Annotated in this window: 18 protein-coding genes and 1 pseudogene; 13 read left to right on the top strand and 6 right to left on the bottom strand. The window is 57.7% G+C overall.

Translation table 11 applies throughout. From position 1 onward, the window contains the following. The first annotated feature begins 593 nt into the window (after window positions 1-593). Window positions 594-1,193, top strand: a complete 600-nt coding sequence (locus QA639_RS41890) for a TetR-like C-terminal domain-containing protein (protein ID WP_428841157.1) — start codon at window positions 594-596, stop codon at window positions 1,191-1,193. Here the strand turns inward: QA639_RS41890 and QA639_RS13200 are convergent. From QA639_RS13200 to QA639_RS13185, 4 genes and pseudogenes are all read right to left on the bottom strand, one after another. Beyond that, window positions 1,141-1,424 (bottom strand): annotated as a pseudogene (locus QA639_RS13200) (SDR family NAD(P)-dependent oxidoreductase); the annotation flags it as partial. The gene QA639_RS41890 and the pseudogene QA639_RS13200 overlap by 53 nt on opposite strands. 318 nt (window positions 1,425-1,742) lie before the next feature. Then, window positions 1,743-2,168: a DUF3775 domain-containing protein gene (locus QA639_RS13195; RefSeq protein ID WP_225645966.1), complete on the bottom strand. Its 426-nt coding sequence runs from the start codon at window positions 2,166-2,168 to the stop codon at window positions 1,743-1,745. Window positions 2,169-2,575: 407 nt separating this feature from the next. Continuing rightward, the gene (locus QA639_RS13190) at window positions 2,576-2,926 is read right to left on the bottom strand and encodes a DUF5335 domain-containing protein (RefSeq protein WP_283089973.1); all 351 of its coding nucleotides are present in this window, start codon (window positions 2,924-2,926) and stop codon (window positions 2,576-2,578) included. 649 nt (window positions 2,927-3,575) lie between these two features. After that, window positions 3,576-4,136 (bottom strand): type 1 glutamine amidotransferase domain-containing protein, encoded by a 561-nt coding sequence (locus QA639_RS13185; RefSeq protein ID WP_283089972.1) that lies wholly within the window; start codon window positions 4,134-4,136, stop codon window positions 3,576-3,578. A gap of 598 nt (window positions 4,137-4,734) precedes the next feature. Here QA639_RS13185 and QA639_RS13180 point away from each other — a divergent pair. Continuing rightward, window positions 4,735-5,190 carry a DUF2267 domain-containing protein gene (locus QA639_RS13180; protein WP_283089971.1) on the top strand — a complete coding sequence of 152 codons (456 nt, stop codon included), beginning with the start codon at window positions 4,735-4,737 and terminating at the stop codon, window positions 5,188-5,190. Window positions 5,191-5,254: 64 nt separating this feature from the next. After that, the gene (gene ku / locus QA639_RS13175) at window positions 5,255-6,124 is read left to right on the top strand and encodes a non-homologous end joining protein Ku (RefSeq protein WP_283089970.1); all 870 of its coding nucleotides are present in this window, start codon (window positions 5,255-5,257) and stop codon (window positions 6,122-6,124) included. A 313-nt stretch (window positions 6,125-6,437) separates the two neighbouring features. Here the strand turns inward: ku and QA639_RS13170 are convergent, their stop codons facing one another. After that, window positions 6,438-6,680, bottom strand: a complete 243-nt coding sequence (locus QA639_RS13170) for a hypothetical protein (protein ID WP_283089969.1) — start codon at window positions 6,678-6,680, stop codon at window positions 6,438-6,440. Between the two features lie 334 nt (window positions 6,681-7,014). Between QA639_RS13170 and QA639_RS13165 the strand changes: the two genes are divergently transcribed. The 8 genes from QA639_RS13165 (at window position 7,015) to QA639_RS13130 (ending at window position 13,065) form a co-directional block, all read left to right on the top strand. Next, window positions 7,015-7,194 carry a hypothetical protein gene (locus QA639_RS13165; protein WP_057836313.1) on the top strand — a complete coding sequence of 60 codons (180 nt, stop codon included), beginning with the start codon at window positions 7,015-7,017 and terminating at the stop codon, window positions 7,192-7,194. Between the two features lie 129 nt (window positions 7,195-7,323). Beyond that, a complete protein-coding gene (locus QA639_RS13160; RefSeq protein ID WP_283089968.1) occupies window positions 7,324-7,743 on the top strand; it encodes a hypothetical protein in 420 nt (139 codons plus the stop codon). Then, on the top strand, window positions 7,734-8,195 hold the full coding sequence (locus QA639_RS13155) for a PRC-barrel domain-containing protein (protein ID WP_283089967.1): 462 nt from the start codon (window positions 7,734-7,736) through the stop codon (window positions 8,193-8,195). The genes QA639_RS13160 and QA639_RS13155 overlap by 10 nt, the downstream gene beginning before the upstream one ends. Window positions 8,196-8,477: 282 nt before the next feature. Then, a complete protein-coding gene (locus tag QA639_RS13150; RefSeq protein WP_283089966.1) occupies window positions 8,478-8,789 on the top strand; it encodes a hypothetical protein in 312 nt (103 codons plus the stop codon). After that, window positions 8,774-9,265, top strand: a complete 492-nt coding sequence (locus QA639_RS13145; RefSeq protein ID WP_283089965.1) for a universal stress protein — start codon at window positions 8,774-8,776, stop codon at window positions 9,263-9,265. Before QA639_RS13150 ends, QA639_RS13145 begins: the two co-directional genes overlap by 16 nt. A gap of 89 nt (window positions 9,266-9,354) precedes the next feature. After that, window positions 9,355-9,783 carry an Hsp20/alpha crystallin family protein gene (locus QA639_RS13140; RefSeq protein WP_283089964.1) on the top strand — a complete coding sequence of 143 codons (429 nt, stop codon included), beginning with the start codon at window positions 9,355-9,357 and terminating at the stop codon, window positions 9,781-9,783. Beyond that, window positions 9,776-12,211, top strand: coding sequence for an endopeptidase La (gene lon, locus QA639_RS13135; RefSeq protein ID WP_283089963.1), 2,436 nt, complete (start codon window positions 9,776-9,778; stop codon window positions 12,209-12,211). Before QA639_RS13140 ends, lon begins: the two co-directional genes overlap by 8 nt. Before the next feature lie 233 nt (window positions 12,212-12,444). Further along, window positions 12,445-13,065: an HdeD family acid-resistance protein gene (locus QA639_RS13130; RefSeq protein WP_283089962.1), complete on the top strand. Its 621-nt coding sequence runs from the start codon at window positions 12,445-12,447 to the stop codon at window positions 13,063-13,065. Between the two features lie 704 nt (window positions 13,066-13,769). Here the strand turns inward: QA639_RS13130 and QA639_RS13125 are convergent. Then, complete coding sequence (locus QA639_RS13125; RefSeq protein WP_283089961.1) at window positions 13,770-14,555, bottom strand: helix-turn-helix domain-containing protein; 786 nt, start codon at window positions 14,553-14,555, stop codon at window positions 13,770-13,772. Window positions 14,556-14,854: 299 nt separating this feature from the next. Between QA639_RS13125 and QA639_RS13120 the strand changes: the two genes are divergently transcribed. Together QA639_RS13120 and QA639_RS13115 are read left to right on the top strand one after the other, a co-directional pair. After that, entirely contained in the window at window positions 14,855-15,022 is a 168-nt protein-coding gene (locus QA639_RS13120; protein WP_346283728.1) for a redoxin domain-containing protein, read from the top strand. 344 nt (window positions 15,023-15,366) lie between these two features. Further along, complete coding sequence (locus QA639_RS13115) at window positions 15,367-15,675, top strand: DsbA family protein (RefSeq protein ID WP_283089960.1); 309 nt, start codon at window positions 15,367-15,369, stop codon at window positions 15,673-15,675. Window positions 15,676-15,767: the final 92 nt, after the last annotated feature.

Below are 15,767 nucleotides of genomic sequence, written 5' to 3'. Positions count from 1 at the left end.
TCGTTAACCGTAGATCAGCCGACGAATTGATCCATGGCCGCCGATTAAAATCACAGAGCATCTGCTAGAAACAAACGCAACTCGAGACCGCGTTGTTGCACGTCCACTCTAAGGAAACTTAGTAGCTTTTCGCCGGAATGCGCAATAACGCGGAGGCTGCAGATTTGACGACCCACGATGCATCACCGTCAGACGTCTCGGCAGACAGAAACACCGCCAGTGGAGTCCGGAAACGTTTCGTTCCCGCGAGCCAATGTCCTCCACAAAAAGGATAGGAACAAGCAAACGCTGGGGTTCCCGCCCTTAAATCTAGCGGAGCCGAAGCGCGTAGTTTTCTCCACCCCACTTTACGCCAGATGCAGGTCGATCGATGGTTTGTGTTCGACAAACTGCTTGGTGTTGAGCGCTTGGCACACCGGCGCACAACTTGAGGCAAGTCTCCCGGCTGATCTCACTGAGTTCTATCTTTTATTCACGTCCCGTCCAAAGCCGGTGTCAAGGCAATGTAGAAGAGTCAGCACACGCGGCAACGTGATCGAAGTCGCGTGTCTGCGGAAGCAACCGGCCTTCCTCCTGAACGTGGGGCTGGATTTATGAACCGCGAACGTAGCTTCCACGTCGATGAAATGTTGTCGGCATCCTGGGATCAGCGGCTTGCAGTAGATCTCGCCTCAGAGGTAGAACATTTCTCCTCCGACAGGCGCTGCACAATTCCGGAATTGCGGACATTTTTCGCCATCAAGTGCTATCGCGACCTGCTCGCTAGGCTGACGACAGCACGCGAGGGCAAAACGTCCTTTGATGCTCTTAGGTCAGTTGCCCGAGAAATGCGACAATATGCGTTGGAGCGTCCCGCCTTGTGGGCTGCCGGATCGAGAACGTCCACAAGCGATTGCGCTGAGTGGAGGGCAAGCCACGGAGAACTTTGCGACCTCATCAAATCTGTTCTCGCCGAATGTGGGGTGCATGGGCAACACGCAGAAGACGCCTTGGATATGCTTCGGAGCTTAGTGCGCGGCTTTGCCGTGCATCAGATCCTAGGCTCATTCTTGGACGTCTATTCATATGACGAGAGCTTCGAAAGGGTAGTCGAGATATACGTAGCTGGGGTGGGGTCAATCGGGGCTGCTGCTGCTAGGGCTCGCCGGCGATTAAGACGGCCTTGCGCCCCTCGTTCTCGACCAACGCCTTGACCTCCTGCGCATCTCGTGCTCGATTAGATAGGCGATAAGAACCACCTTCGCGCGCATAGGCGATTGCCATCGCTCGTCCAATGCCGCTGTCGCCGCCCGTGATGGCGGCCCGCATGCCTTTCAACTTACCTGTGCCACTGTAGCTGTGCTCGCCATGATCCGGACGCGGGTCCAGCTTGGCGGTCCAACCGGGTGCTGATTGGGGTAAGGCGGCTTCGGATAGTCAGACAACATAAATTATCTCCACTTTCGCGTGCGCAAGTCTCCTTTTGATCGCGTGGGCGCGCCTCTGATTTTCAAGACATCGAGAGCGCATTAGCTGTTCATTGGCGCTTTCCACTCTCACCTCTCGAAGTGTCCTGCCTCGTCGATAAAATGTCCGGGTGCGATTTGTCATAGTACGTACGCGCTAATGGGTCTGATTTGGTCTCCGGTCTCCCGCGCTCCGCTGGGCCAACAGCGCGGATTCCGCGTTTCCAATCCAAGGGCTTGTTCGATCAGCTTGAGCTAATCTCACGACGCTCCTCTCGGCCTCCATGATCGTGCTCGTCAGGGCGTGGGCGCCTCATCGCCCCAGGATATTCCGAACTTGTCCAGGCCCTCAGCCAGGAAATCGCCCAACAGCGGTTCGCCGAGCAGGTAGCGCACGGTCTCCCAACGCGGGTTGCGGTATTCGCTTCGGCGTTCGGCCGCCTGGCTACGCAGATCTTCCCACTCGTCGATCGTGCCATCGCCCCGTCCGAGCCACATCAACGCGACAAGGTCGATCTGTTCGTCCTCGTTCAATGCCCTGATGAAGCTCGCCAGCTCGGCAGCGACAGCGTCGCAACCATCGTCCTGCAAAACGTCGACTTCAGCATCATCAGTAGGATTCGATCCGGACTCTTCATCGGCCGGCAGGTCCTTGACATCAAACTCATGCGCTTTTTCGATCAGAAAGCTGACCTTTTCGCGTGAAACGGTTAGCTCGGACATCGCTTGCTCCTTAGTTGCGGGCGTTTCGATCAACGCGCTGGGCCACGAGATGATCCATGGCGCCATACCGCGGAAATGCGCCTGCCGGCCCTCCCGAGCGACACGTTCCGCCAATCATCTATTGCGACCGATTGACAGATTCGTGGAGTTGAATGCCTGAGTCGGAGCTGTCTTCGTCTTGCAGCACTGTCAGGGCCCCTCGATCGCTTTCGACGGCTGAACCGGGCTGTTGCTGCGGCATCCCTTCCAAAATTTCGCTTGTGCGAAGAGCCGCCTGAAACTATGGCGCCTGAGCATATGCTACTTCTGTTGGAGCGCGTCCGGGCTCTCATCGCGAGCAGACGCCCGACTGGATAATCGCGGCATAAAGCATGAGCATTCGTTTATTTCTTTGAATTGGTGTAAGATCAGCCCGCCCTTACCGCAGACGGCGCCGGCAGCATCAGAGGATCTCTGAGGACGACGATCTGACGCACGCCGTCCGCGTCGATAACCTCAAGGCTGGACAACTCCAGGCCTTCGCCTTCGATGTATATTTCTCTCGGTTTGCGGATCAGATGGTCGTGTCCTTCGAGCACGAGCGAGATTAGGTCGTCCTTTGGATCATAGGAAACCCCAAAGAACGGCAGCCAGTGCGCCTCGACCTGATCACCGAGCTTAAGCGACGTCACCTCGATCTCGGCATGTTTGCCGCCCAGTGCTTTTGAAATGAGATCGAAATAGACGCTCCACTGCGATTTTTCGAGCTTCTTTGCCATTGTTCGGAGTCTCCGAGTTAGATTCCGCCGGATTCCCCACGCCAGTAACTGGCAGCCCGTTTCTACGCGCTGACAACGATCAACTTTTCACAAATTTTGCCATGCTCACACAACGCATCCCGTCAAAGCCCGAGCTCAATCATTTTCAGAAGTGATCCTAATTATTCATCGCGCGATAGCAAAGTTCGGCGCCGTCTTCGGCGAAAGAGCGCTTTTTCCGCCGCATATACTTGACTGTTTCGTTGATCGTGACTACCAGCGTCGGCCGCACTGAACCTGACAGAAAGTGACCACCGCGCACCGAGCCACCCGCAGACCAACACGGCGTGAAGGTGAAGGCTGGCCTTGCCGCTATCGCTCTCCGCCACACCGCCGATCAGGCTAAGGACTTCGCAGCTCGTTGACAGCAGTGCGCTTGTAGCCTTTGGCCGCGAGTCGGAACCAGCGCGTTTGGGTCTAACGTCTGGCTGCGACTGCTCAGTTGATTGGCGCGAACGAAGTCGCTCCCGCTATGGCGGTGAATTCGTATCTTTCGCACCATTGTCATTGGTGCCTCCTGCGATTCCACGGCGAGGCGCAAGCGGCCCCGGCGAGACGAGGACGCCCCCGCTTCGGCCGCTATTGCACCACAACGGCCGACACACGGTGGCTAGGCTACGTTTCGCCTGACATGGCGGCCTTCCTTGACCTCCTCGATGATCTTCGCGCTGAACGCTTCGAGGTCACCGGGGTTCCGCGAGGTGATCACACCCTGGTCGACTACGACCTGGGAGTCCTCCCATTTCGCACCGGCATTGATGACGTCGGTCTTGATCGACTTGTAGGACGTCATCATCCGTCCCTTCGCGATCCCGGTCTCGATCAACAGCCACGGTGCGTGGCAGACCGCGGCGACGATCTTCTGGGCGTCGAAAATCTCCTTAATGAACTTGAGGGCTTTCGGTTCGACCCGGAGCAGGTCGGGATTGATCTGGCCGCCCGGTAGCACGATGGCGTCGTAGTCCGACGACGACACTTGATCGAGCGACTTGTCGACCTTCACCGGCCGACCCCAGTCCTTCATGTCCCACCCCTTGATTTCGCCAGTAGCCAACGAAATCACCTCGACGGTTGCACCCGCTTTCTTCAAACGGTCGCGAGGCACTTCAAGTTCGGATTGTTCGAAGCCATGGGTCGCCAGGATGGCGATCTTCTTGCCTTTCAGATCCATCAGGAAACTCCTTCAGACGAGCTCCTCTATCAATCCGCTTTTCGCCCTATCGTTCCTGCGGCTTCAAACGCGGAATTTTTTACCTGATTGCGGTACGAAGCGATCGACTGTCCTGGCAGTGGCTAGATCATCACTCTTTCGATGGCCGCGTAGATGCTGTCCCATCGTTGAGTCGAGCACAAAACCAACGGTCGCCGAAGCTTGGTTGCGCATGGGCATCTTTCCAGTGGGTCCCCAGTGGCGGCTTGTGGTCCACTCCCCTCAAGTACTCCTAGCCAACCCGGTTCAAACTTCCGAACGACAATGCTGATACTTGTCAATTGAGGATAGAAATAATTCACCTGTGTATCGGTGCAGCCTCGTTCCGCATTGAACGTTGACTGCGTCGCTTATAGACGGGCAAGCCGGGGGAGACCTAGAACTCTTTGCAAGGCCGTCACTGCGCAGTGCTTACGGTCAGGGCAAATGCTCCGAATTGACGCCTATCAAGGCGCCTCAGGCGGTCGCGCGCAAAATCTTAAAGCTTTGGGGGGCGTGACCGATCACTCGGGCGCGACCCGCATTTGGAATGTTAGCATTCAATCCGGAAGGTGTGATCATGAGCTTGACCGGCCTAGAAGTGTTTGACGAAACGCTTCACAAAACGAACACGTGGCTCAAAGAAATCGGCGAGATGCTAGGCTCTGATCGTCACGGGGCCTATCAGGCGTTGCGAGTGGTGCTGCATTGCCTCCGCGACCGCTTGACAACCGATGAGGCGGCTCATCTCAGCGAACAACTCCCGATGCTAATACGTGGCATCTACTACGAGGCATGGCGTCCGGCCCGGAAGCCGGAAAAGATTCGGTCGCGGGACGAATTCCTAGCCTGGATTGACACGCGCCTCCCCAACACAGCGCTCGTCAACCGCGAAGATGCTGTACGTGCCGTCTTCAAGACCCTTGAGAACCATGTCTCCGCAGGAGAAATCGGCCACGTAGTTCAGTCTCTGCCGAAGGAGATCCGCGCGCTTTGGCCAGTCACCTGGGCGTCGTCTGGCCCTGTCGCAAAGTAGACAGCCCAGTCAGAAACTCGTTGCAACTAGCTGACACACGATAGATTTGCGAATGGAGAGGTTGATGGGTCCACGTGCTTACTGGAAGGGCTATCTGCGTGTGTCGCTAGTATCGTGTCCGATCCAGCTGTTTCCGGCGATCTCTGACCGCGAGAAAGTCCGATTTCATCTGATCAACAAGAAGACCGGGCACCGGATCAAATACTGCAAGCTCGATGCCGAGACGGGTAAGCAGGTAGACCCGCAAGACATCGTCATGGGCTACGAAGCCGGCAGGGGCCAATATGTCGCCCTCACCGAGGATGAGCTCAAGGCGATCGAGATCGAAGGGACGCATACAATCGAGATCGACCAGTTCGTGCCACGAAGCGAGATTGACGATCTCTATTTGAGTCGTCCCTACTACATGACCCCGGCGGGAGAAATCGGCCGGCAGGCGTACGTGGTCATCAGAGAAGCAATCAGGAAAGAGGGTATGGTAGCGCTCGGCAGGGTGGTGCTCACGACGCGCGAACATGTGATGGCGGTTGAGCCGCGTGGCAAGGGCCTGTTGGGCGTGACGCTGCGATATCCCTATGAAATCCGGGACGAAAGGGATTATTTCGCTGATCTGCCAGAGGAGAGAGTACCGAAAGAAATGCTTGAGCTAGGGAGGAAAATACTCGCGATGAAGGCTGGTCACTTTCATCCCGAACAATTTGAAGATCACTACGAGCGGGCCCTGCGAGCGATAATTAAGAGGAAACAACGCGGCGAAAAGATCGATAAACTAAAGGAGCGGCCCTCGGCTGAGGTTATTGACCTGATGGATGCATTGCGCCAGAGCGCAGCAGGTGGCCGCAGCACGCCTTTAGCGCATCATCAGCGTGCCACTAGGAGATCCAGGCAAGTCGCGGCGAAACGGTCGTCGATGCGGGCCAGGAAGGCAAGCTAATTGGCGTCGCAACTATACCTGCGAGGGCACTTAGCATCGCCTCCGAAGACCAATCCTGCAGTCTATCGCTTCGGCGCATTTTTCCGCGTTACGCTCGCCCACGGAACTAGCGTCGGCGTCGACAAGCCGCGCGATGATAGCCACGCATTCATGCGTTCAGCTGTATCAACCTGGCTGAGTTTCCTGACCAATACATCCCTTCCGGAACCAGCAGGCAGCTTCGCGACCTCTTGTTGCAGCCGCTCCTTTGCTACCGCTAGCTGGTCTTCAAAACGGTGTGGCTTTGATCGATATCGCATGGCGGACGGGACCTTTACCGAGCACGACCGTCGGACGAGGGCCCGACGGTGCCCGCGAAAGACGGTGCGTTCCCTGTGATTTGTGTCTGCTTACGCAGGTCCGCCGCAAACTCACGAAGCTGTCGCGCGCGCCTGCCGTTGTAGATTCGCGCCTCATAATCCGTAGCCAGATCAGCAATCAAGGCCGATTCGGCCGCCTGGACATCTATCTCATCGATCTGCTTCTGCTCATCGATCCGCTTCTGAATGTCCTGCATGCAACGCCTCAACTCGCTTTGGCTTCAGTGACTGGCAACTACTAAGAGTCCAACGCAGTCGGCAATTCAGTACTTTTACGTAGCTGCCTGTCCGGTCGATCATCGGGAGGAATTAGAACTTCTCGATGATAATCTTTCCTCTGGTCGCGGCGCGCCGCGCTACGAACCAAACGCTGGAGGCGGAACGATCCTCCGGTTTACCTTGCCTTTTGCCAAAGCCAGCCGATGGTGGTTAGAAAACGATTGGTCGGTTTTGACAACCGTCAATGCCCATTGAAGTCTCCTGGACTAAATTGAACTCTCATGGACTAAGCAGGAAATCCGGAGTGGCAAGATGCTGATATTCGGTGAACCTCGCCAACTTGATGATGGACTGCCACGCAAGACCGAGGATGATATCCAGCAGGAGTTGCTTGGACCTCGTGGTGTTCCCGGCAAGCCATCGCCGGCAAAAATGACGCCGCAACGCGCGAAGAAGACGCCGACATATCTGGATCCACCGCACACGGCCTAGCGTTGGTGATTTGCGCTCCACCATTCAATTCCCGCACAAACCTTGACGATGGTCAACGCCAGGCCTGCCGTTCCTTGCGAGTACAATGGCCGACGCACGACGCCGGGTCCCGATCCAAGAGATATTACCATGAAGAGACATCTTTTTGCAGTCACCGTCACCCTTACACTTCTTGGCAGCGCAGGTTTTGCCGCTGCCCAGAAGGCCGATACCGCCCAGGCTGATCTGACGTCGAGTCCGCAACAGATAATTAGCCAGGGACTTGGGTGCTCGTCATCACAGTCCGCGCCCGGCGGCACGCGACCGCAGGACGGCACCAAGCGTCCGAACTCGATAAACGCGCAAGCGCTTCCTAACAACGTCACCGATCAGGTGCCGGAGGTCACAAGCCTTCTCTTTGTGAAGCTGCCCGACCGGATCGTGTTGATCAATCCCGATACGAAACTCGCGACCGAGATTGTAGGGGAGCCAAATACCAGCGGCTCGAGCTCCGAGAACATCGTCCGTCGTTCGAGCTGTGGCGCCGGCACCGTACCCCCATGCTCGTAACGCGCAAACGCCTCTACGGCACTCGACGGAAGCCTCGCCAAGAAGTGCTTCCTTCGCCGTGGCTTGCTGCGGTTGCCGTTGTCCTCTGCTGTTTGCCGGGGCAATACTCGGCGGCGCAACCAGTCGGGCTTGTTACGCTTGACGTCAACGAGGTCGCGAACGGTTATCCCGCCGAGACGCTGAAGTTGAAGATAATCGTCAATGACAAGAACGAGACGATCGGGAAGATCAACGATTTCATCTTCAGCAAGGATGAACGTATCTTCGCCGTGCTTTCCGTGGGCGACTTCATCGGCGCCGGACCCCGCTTGGTCGCCGTTCCCTTCAACAGTTTGAAGCTGGACGATTCACGCGGCTTCATCGTGCTTCCGGGAGCAAATCGCGCGGCATTGGAGAAACTGCCTGTTTACCTGTACAACGCGCAACCTCAGGCGTCCTCGTCCACGCGCTGATCGCGGTCGCGCACCAATCAGTAGACGATGCCCGGCGCTCCACGAGCACGCAGCGAAGTACCCGCCCACGGGTCACGAAGGTTGAACGAAAATTGAGCGTTGTCAATGCGGAGCCCCGTTCTATTCGTAGTCTTGCATGATCGGCAGTATCCTCCTGCCGCTGCCCCCTCCCCGGGGGCTCCTCCCCCGACTTGGACCGCCGGCGAAATCCGAGCGGTCCTTCTTCTTCGGCGTGCTAGCGACGTCTTGCGAGGTCATCATGATCAAGGACATCTTGCTTCGTTGGATGGGACAGCAGGAGACTTCGCGCGGCTGGCCGCTGTCAGCCGGATCGCCGCAACTTTCGAAAGTCATATCGCCGGGCTGCTATTCAACGTCTTGCCGGCGGCTATATCAGATGCAGGGTCCAGCGGACCGGCAAAACTGCCGCACGATGCAGGGAAGGCCGGCGACGCCGTCGAAGCCACGGCGCTACAGCGGCTGGAGCGGTTGCAGCAACCGACCTTCTTCCGGCGGTTCGATGTGGAAGGCGAACGCGACGTCGCCGATACCGCTTCGCTCGTGCCGCCGATGCCTTCGTGGCGCTTCGCCTGAACGGCCAACCAAACGAACCGCGGGGTCTGATCGAAGAACTCCTCTACGGTGCGGGACGCCATCTGCTTCTTATTCCGGAGGACGAGAAAACCATGGCGCCTCTCGATCACGTCGTGGTTGCCTGGAACGGAAGCCGGGAATCTGCGCGCTCTCTGTCCGAATCCCTCTCCTGTCTGCAGCGAGCGAGGAACGTTTGGCTTCTCGTGGTGGAATACGAGCGTCCGGCCCAGACCGATACGCCGAGGAGCAACGATGCCGCGCAGCATCTGCGGCATCACGGCATCGACGCGGTAAAGTATCGCGCGGTCGGAGAGGACGACGAAATTGCCGACATCGTGATCGAAGAATGCCGGCGACTGGACGCCGACCTTCTCGTGATGGCAGCTATGGCCACTCGCGCTTGCGTATTCTTGCCAGGCTGCACGACTTCACGACTCCTGCATCATTCACCGGTACCACTGGTCATCGCCCACTAGGACGATGCCGGATAGCTGCCGGTTGACGATCGTCAAGGTCACCTCTGGAGTTGCGTCATAGGCTCGACGGGCACGCGCGCGAGGATGACATGGCCGCAGTCGATCCAGGAACTCTTATGTGGGCCACTGCCTGCGAAATGATTGAGCGCGCCGAGCGCTTGCATCGTCAATTCTTCCAGCCGATCACCGCCATCGCTTCCGCAGCCCGTTGGGAGCCTCCAATTGATATCGTTGCGACCGATTCCGGGGCTCGAATAACGGTCGCTCTTCCCGGCGTCGACCGGGACGACTTGAATGTGGCGATCGACGATGATGGCGTTTCGGTCGTTGGCCTTCGCCGTCAGGGCACGATTCCGCGCGATGGCACCGCGGTCCGTCTCGAAATCCCCTACGGGACATTCGAGCGCCGGATTGCGTTTCCGACTAAGGGCCTACGGTTCGGTCAATCGGAATACCGCAACGGATGTCTCGTGCTGGCCTTCTTCAAGCAATCTATAGAAGGATCGATCGATGGTTGACGCATCCAAACGCGAATCCGGCACCACGACCGATCAAAACCAGGCTGGTGTGCCCGAGGATGCAATCATCATCTTACCGATTCGCAGTACACTGCTGTTCCCCGGTGTCGTGCTGCCTTTGACGATTGCCCGGCCGTCGTCCATCGCTGCCGCACAGGAAGCCGTCCGCAGCGGCCGCAAAATCGGTCTGCTGTTACAGAAGGACCCCACCGTTGAGGAGCCGGGGCCAGAGGATCTGCGGCACGTCGGTACGGTGGCCGAAATTCTGCGCTATGTCACTTCCGAGGCGACCCACTATGCGATCTGCCGCGGCATAAACAGATTCCGCGTCAAGGAATTTCTTTCCGGTTTTCCCTACATCGTAGCGCGCATCGAGGAAGTCGGCATATCAGAGGTGATGACCCCCGAGGTCGAGGCGCGCATGAATCTGCTCAAGATGCGCGCCCGGGAAGCGATCCAGTTGCTACCGAATCTGCCGCCGGAAATTTCAGCGGCGATTGAAGGTCTGGATTCGCCGTCCGTGCTCGCCGACTTTCTCGGCGGCATCATCGATATTCCTGTAGGCGAGAAGCAGGATCTGCTAGAAACCTTCGACGTAACCCAGCTTCTCGACAAGCTGCTCGGCCTGCTGGCGAAGCGAATTCAGGTCCTGCAGCTTTCAAAGGCGATTGGCGAACAGACGCAACAGACCCTTTCGTCGCAGCAGCGCGAACACATTCTTCGCGAACAGCTTCGCCAGATTCAGAAGGAACTAGGCGACGACGACGCCAAGTCCATTGAACTGAAGGAACTCAGTGACAAGATCGACAAGGCCGGGATGCCGAAGGAGGCCGAAGAGCAGGCCAGACGGGAATTGAAAAGGCTCGAGCGCATGCCGGAGGCCGCGGCAGACTATGGGTTGACGCGAAGCTACCTCGAATGGCTGACCGAGCTGCCTTGGTCGAAGCTGGATCCGGAACAGATCGACATTGTCGAAGCGCGGCGAATTCTCGATGACGATCACTATGGCCTTGAGAAGGTGAAGCGGCGAATTCTTGAACACCTTGCTGTGCGCAAGCTCAATCCGGAAGGCAAAAGCCCAATCCTCTGCTTTGTCGGCCCTCCCGGCGTCGGCAAGACCTCGCTCGGCCAAAGCATCGCCCGCGCCACGGGACGCAAGTTCGTGAGATTGAGCCTCGGCGGCGTCCATGACGAAAGCGAAATACGCGGACACCGCCGAACTTATCTCGGTGCGTTGCCGGGTAACGTCATCCAATCGATCCGGAAGGCAGGAACGCGCAACCCGGTACTGATGCTGGACGAGATGGACAAGCTGGGTGCGGGATTTCACGGCGACCCGGCGGCGGCGCTGCTCGAAGTGCTCGATCCCGAGCAGAACGCGGCGTTTCGCGACAACTACCTTGCGATTCCCTTTGATCTCTCCAAGGTCATGCTGATTGGCACCGCCAACGTTATCGACAATATCCCGGCCCCGGTGCGCGACCGCATGGAAATCATCGAGATGCCGGGTTACACTGAGGAGGAAAAGCTGGCGATCGCCAAACGCTATCTCCTCGCGCGTCAACTGAAATCCGCTGGTCTAACCAGCGAGCAATGTGAGATCTCGGACGACGTCATTACAGCCGTCATCCGCAACTACACGCGCGAAGCCGGCGTGCGCAACTTGGAACGCCATATCGGCGCCATTTGCCGGCACGCGGCTATGCGGATAGCCGAGGCGAGCGTCACACGCTTTATCGCCGCCCCGACGGACCTTCCTGCCATTCTTGGGCCGCGGCGTTTCGAGCAGGAGGTCGCGATGCGAACTAGCGTGCCCGGCGTCGCTACTGGCCTCGCCTGGACTCCCGCCGGCGGCGATATTCTCTTTGTCGAGGCGGCCAGCATTCCCGGCCGGGGCAAACTGATCCTCACCGGTCAGCTGGGTGCGGTGATGAAGGAAAGCGCGCAGGCGGCACTCTCCCTCGTCAAGTCGCGCGCCATTGAATTTGGCATCGATACGATCGCGCTGCAGAAGTCCGATGTCCACGTTCACGTCCCGGCGGGCGCCATTCCCAAAGATGGCCCAAGCGCGGGCGTGGCTATGTTTCTGGCACTGACTTCACTTCTGACCCGCCGCACGGTCCGGAGCGATACAGCGATGACCGGCGAGATTTCACTGCGCGGCCTGGTCCTCCCGATCGGTGGCGTGAAGGAGAAAGTGCTCGGCGCGCTGCAGGCCGGGATTACCACGATCATGCTCCCTGCCCGCAATCGAAGGGATATCGAGGAGGTCCCTGAAAATGCGCGCAACCGATTGCGCTTCATATGGCTTGAGCGGGTCGACGACGCGATTGATGCTGCGCTAAATCGCCCGCAGACGCTCGATCGCCGTTTCGAGGAAACACCACAAGTAGCGCCCGCGGAACGGCAGGCGGCGCGTTCCCGATAACCAGCATCTTCTGGAAGACACACTAGCCACGTCACCTATCTATGGCTTTGCCGGTGATGGATCATCGTGCGACAGCGGGTACCCAGTGCCGCGGACTTTTCGAAAAGACTACCCGAGCCAAGCCACTGACGGGCGTCAATGCATCCCTTGGGCGCATGGAATAGGAGAATTATGGTGCGGAGGCAGCGACACTTCAATTTGGTCGGAAACCAGGTTGCACTTGGGAGAATGTCATGGCGAGTAGCACAGTTAATTCCGGCTTCGGCACCGAGTCCATCTCGGCGAGCGAGAATTTGGCTCAGAATTGGTGGCTGTTCCTGCTGCGAGGCATTTTAGGAATCCTTTTCGGCGTTGTTGCGCTGATCTTTCCGGGCCCAACGATGCTCTCACTGGTACTCCTGTTCTCGGCTTACACACTTGTCGATGGCGTTGCCGGCATTATCTCGGCCGTAAGGGCGATCCAGCGCAAGGAGGAGCGGTGGGGATGGCTGATCTTCGAAGGCGCTGTCAATATAGCTGTAGCCATCCTTGCCTTTCTGTGGCCCGGCATGACTGTTCTGGCCTTCGTGTTGCTTGTTGCCGCCTGGTCAATCGTCTCGGGCGCGTTGATGACGGCCGCCGCTTTCCGGCTGAGCGTCAGCCACGGCAGGTGGTGGCTCGTTCTGGGCGGTTTGTTGTCCGTCGGCTATGGAGCGCTTCTGGTCGCCACGCCGCTCATCGGGGCGATCGTTCTGACATGGTGGATGGGGGCCTATGCCATCGCATTTGGCTTCGCGCTTGTCATCCTATCCTTCAAGCTGCGGCTCAGACAGAACCAACAGATCAACCGAACGGTTGCCCGAACGGCCGCTTAATAGAAACAGGCAACGGCACTAATGTAAGAATAGTGGATCGCCTCAGCGCGGTCGCGCGACCCAAGCCAAGTTCGGCCGAACAGACCCTTTTGATTCTAGACACGTCAACTTCATTTTTTGATTGCTTGTCCCTCAAGATGGTACCATGCCTACGAGGCATAGCTACAATGTGACTGTGATCGATCACGAGGCCTACGACCGTCGATTGACGGTCGCACCAGATACAGGCGAGACGATCGTTTCCTTACGACGTGTCGATGCCCACGGGACGAGCTGTCTATCTCGACGACCGTGAGCTAGTCCGCCCCTGCATGGAGCGACTTTTGCGCTCGGCGAAGTTCGACTCCGTCACCTTCGAGCATCCGGCCGCGTTCCTCACAGTTGCGAAACCGATCGAGGCGAGTTGCCTCTTGCTCGATATCCAGTTGCAAGGCATGACGAACTGGGGCCCAGCAACGCCTCAGACGCGATCTCCGGTAATCGTAATGACCGCTTCAGGCGATTGATTTCCTTGAGAAGCCATACAGCGAGCGTGCGCTGCTGAGTACGATCGAGATGACCATTGCGACAGGCAGGCAGTCCGATTACAACGACGAGGTTGCGGACGCAGCACGGCGCGCGGGCGGCAGGTGGCTGACGGCTTGATGGACGGTCACTCCAACAAGGCGCTCGTGTACAATCTCGGTCTCGGCGATGGTCGAAGTTCACCGCGCGTATGATGGACCGGCTTGGCATGCGCGAGCTCGCGCAAGCCCTTCTTTTGAGAAATCACTTCGACGCTCAACGTGCTTAAGAGATAGAGTTAGGCCCCGGCTCCCTGGTTCGCCAATATGGTCTTCCAGCGCAGCGCGGTTCAGGATTTTGACCGTACGCTTGCCCGCCAGCCTAATAGCACCCCGCTGCTGCAGATTGGTGAAGGAGCGACATACCGTCTCGACCGAAACCGCGAGGTAGTCAGCGATATCGTAGCGCGAGACGGGCAACACAACCTGTCCATCTTCGTCCGAGGAACGACGGTCGAGGGAAAGGAGAAAGGAACCGACCTTCTCGAGTGCGGTGACGCCGCCAACAATCATCAACTGGGCTTGGGACCTGCCTAACGCCCGGAAGGCTACGTCGCGGAGCTCGCGCGCAAACTTCGGATCACGCTCGGCCAGCTGTTCGATCCCCTCGCCGGGATAGCTGGCAAGCGCCGTCTCGTCCACAATCGCTTCGATGGCGACCTCGTCCCCGTCGCCTCTCACAAAGAAGAAGTCTCGGGGCAGCATCAGATCAAGGATTTGCCGCCGGCCGTCAGCTCGGAGCGCGCACCTGCGAACCGCCCCGGCAATGACGCAATACCATTGACCGGCGGAACTCACACTTCGTGGAATTTTCTGACCACGATTGCAAAGCACAATCTTGGCGAATGCATCTAGTTGCGTCAACGAATGGGCCTGCCTCGAAAGAATCCGCCGATAGTAGTCTGCCGCGTGCGCGCTTTTTTTCATGATTTCAACCCTTTTCGAAGGTCGTCGGCACTATCTGGCTCCATAAACAATCCAGGATGCCCCCGTTCCAAAGATTCGAGGGATTTGCGTACCGTAAAATTACGTAACGCCGGCCGGATCAGGGCGACGCACAGCTCCGCAGCCATGTTGAAGATTTGGACACCACACAATTGACGGCAATCAACGAAGCAAGTGGCTCATTCCTCTAAAACGGCATCGATTCAATTCGAGCCGCAAGTCACGTACCAGGAAGACGATGTCATTCACCCTGAGCCGCGGGTATCGCCGCGCCGAGCTTCATGCTGCATGTCAGCCCCGACCAAATGCTCACGTTGTCCGATCTCAGGGGCAAGCCTGTCATTCTGGCGTTCTACCCAGCTGACTGGAGTTCAATCTGCGCCGATCAGGTGACGCGATATAAGGAGTTGCTTTCGGACTTTCACAACACAGCGCGGAAATACTCGTAATTTCCGTCGACGGAGTTCGGTACCACGCGGCGGCCTTCGCTGTACCGGCATTTGCATTTTCCCCTGCTCGCTGACTTCGAGCCCAAGGGCGCAGTAACAAAGAGATACAGCCCCTATCGTGATAGCGACGGCGTTTGCGAGCGTTCACTATTCGTCCTGGGCCGCCAGCGAACGATCACGTGGAGCTATTGCTGACCGGTTGCGGTCAATCCCGGCGAAGATGGCATTCCCGCGGACCGCCCCATGCTGGGATAAGTCTCCTTGAGTATGGCGACCATCAGTGACCATTTTGCGCTTCGGCTTGTGCCGTCGTCGACCAACTGGAAGCGAATTTCGAAGGATAGATGCGATTTGTCTTCCGCCCTTTTCCGCTAACCGAAGTGCATCCCTATACCGAGCTCGCGGCCAAAAGCGCCGAATTTTCCGATGCGGCGGGCGTCTTCTGTAAAATGCATGTGTTTCGAAACCAAGTTATTCTGAGTGTTTCGACGATCATGCTAATTGCCGAGAAGCTCAGGCTTTCCGAGACAATGATGCGCCATGTTCTTGAAACGGGACAGTTCAGATACAAAGTACGGCGCGACTTCATGGGCGGTGTACGCAGTGGCGTAAACGGCACATCGACCCTTTTTCATCAATGGTGTCCGTCATGAAGGTCCGTTTGACTTCGCGTCCCTGACCTCGGCAATTCAAAGCCCCCGACAGCCATGCCTGACAAGCCAACAGGTCGGCGTTGGACGTGCCC

This window comes from Bradyrhizobium pachyrhizi, from assembly GCF_029714545.1.
Classification (GTDB): domain Bacteria; phylum Pseudomonadota; class Alphaproteobacteria; order Rhizobiales; family Xanthobacteraceae; genus Bradyrhizobium; species Bradyrhizobium pachyrhizi.
This window is presented reverse-complemented; position numbering and strand designations above follow the sequence as displayed.

Coding starts and splice junctions, on each gene's coding strand:
- QA639_RS13125 (WP_283089961.1), bottom strand. CDS start 14,555: ATGAAAAAAAGCGCGCACGCGGCAGACTACTATCGGCGGATTCTTTCG.
- QA639_RS13170 (WP_283089969.1), bottom strand. CDS start 6,680: ATGCAGGACATTCAGAAGCGGATCGATGAGCAGAAGCAGATCGATGAG.
- QA639_RS13185 (WP_283089972.1), bottom strand. CDS start 4,136: ATGGATCTGAAAGGCAAGAAGATCGCCATCCTGGCGACCCATGGCTTC.
- QA639_RS13155 (WP_283089967.1), top strand. CDS start 7,734: ATGCTCGTAACGCGCAAACGCCTCTACGGCACTCGACGGAAGCCTCGC.
- QA639_RS41890 (WP_428841157.1), top strand. CDS start 594: ATGAACCGCGAACGTAGCTTCCACGTCGATGAAATGTTGTCGGCATCC.
- QA639_RS13165 (WP_057836313.1), top strand. CDS start 7,015: ATGCTGATATTCGGTGAACCTCGCCAACTTGATGATGGACTGCCACGC.
- QA639_RS13120 (WP_346283728.1), top strand. CDS start 14,855: ATGCTGCATGTCAGCCCCGACCAAATGCTCACGTTGTCCGATCTCAGG.
- QA639_RS13130 (WP_283089962.1), top strand. CDS start 12,445: ATGGCGAGTAGCACAGTTAATTCCGGCTTCGGCACCGAGTCCATCTCG.
- lon (WP_283089963.1), top strand. CDS start 9,776: ATGGTTGACGCATCCAAACGCGAATCCGGCACCACGACCGATCAAAAC.
- QA639_RS13195 (WP_225645966.1), bottom strand. CDS start 2,168: ATGTCCGAGCTAACCGTTTCACGCGAAAAGGTCAGCTTTCTGATCGAA.
- QA639_RS13115 (WP_283089960.1), top strand. CDS start 15,367: ATGCGATTTGTCTTCCGCCCTTTTCCGCTAACCGAAGTGCATCCCTAT.
- QA639_RS13160 (WP_283089968.1), top strand. CDS start 7,324: ATGAAGAGACATCTTTTTGCAGTCACCGTCACCCTTACACTTCTTGGC.
- QA639_RS13180 (WP_283089971.1), top strand. CDS start 4,735: ATGAGCTTGACCGGCCTAGAAGTGTTTGACGAAACGCTTCACAAAACG.
- QA639_RS13140 (WP_283089964.1), top strand. CDS start 9,355: ATGGCCGCAGTCGATCCAGGAACTCTTATGTGGGCCACTGCCTGCGAA.
- ku (WP_283089970.1), top strand. CDS start 5,255: ATGGGTCCACGTGCTTACTGGAAGGGCTATCTGCGTGTGTCGCTAGTA.
- QA639_RS13190 (WP_283089973.1), bottom strand. CDS start 2,926: ATGGCAAAGAAGCTCGAAAAATCGCAGTGGAGCGTCTATTTCGATCTC.